Below are 720 nucleotides of genomic sequence, written 5' to 3'. Positions count from 1 at the left end.
CGTTAGTAAACTTTATGTATTTCTTTCCTTTGTCTTCAAAAAAAGCACAATTATTATGTGTTGAAACTGGTGCAATGATTGTTGTTCTGGAGGACACATTACCTCTGTCATTTTGCAAAATTACAGCAGGACGATTTTCTTGTTGTTCACTACCCACATTGAAACCAAATTCACAATAAAAGACATCTCTTTGAAGTACAGTTTCAGGATCTCCAACTGATAGTAAGTTATATTTTCTAGAAGTCCAGTTTAAGAAACTAATCCTTTGCTTTAAATGAATCAAGTAAATCTCAGGTTTTGTGATTTTTTTGAGCATTTTATTATTAAAACCATCAAGTATTTTTGAAACATCTTCTTTCAATGCTGTGATGTCCTCATTTAGCCCCAATCCTATCACACTCCCATATTTACCATTATACGACAATATTGGAGAGTAAGACGAGTAGAAAGTTGTGCTTATATTACAGACCTAAATCTTCGCAATGTAAAAGGCATCTGATACTTCTTCTCTTGTCTTACAAACTTCTGACTCGGCTGTAGTTCAGTACTAGCTCTGCGGTGTCTTAAGCACAACAGAAACAGAATCCACCAACCCTGCCTTGGACAAACTTCAATGAAGGGTTTTACACTCTAATAAGAAATAGGCACAGAAACAGAATCCACCAACCCTGCCTTGGACAAACTTCAATGAAGGGTTTTACACTCTAATAAGAAATAGGC

General features: G+C 35.6%; 1 protein-coding gene. It reads right to left on the bottom strand.

Annotated features, from left to right (window positions below; genetic code table 11):
- Nucleotides 1–388 (bottom strand): type II toxin-antitoxin system PemK/MazF family toxin (locus AC1DUA_RS39700; RefSeq protein WP_477504885.1); only part of this gene is annotated, 388 nt, incomplete at its 3' end.
- Nucleotides 389–720 lie beyond the last annotated feature (332 nt).

It is taken from the genome of Paenibacillus sp. 01T422, from assembly GCF_056398785.1.
This window is presented reverse-complemented; position numbering and strand designations above follow the sequence as displayed.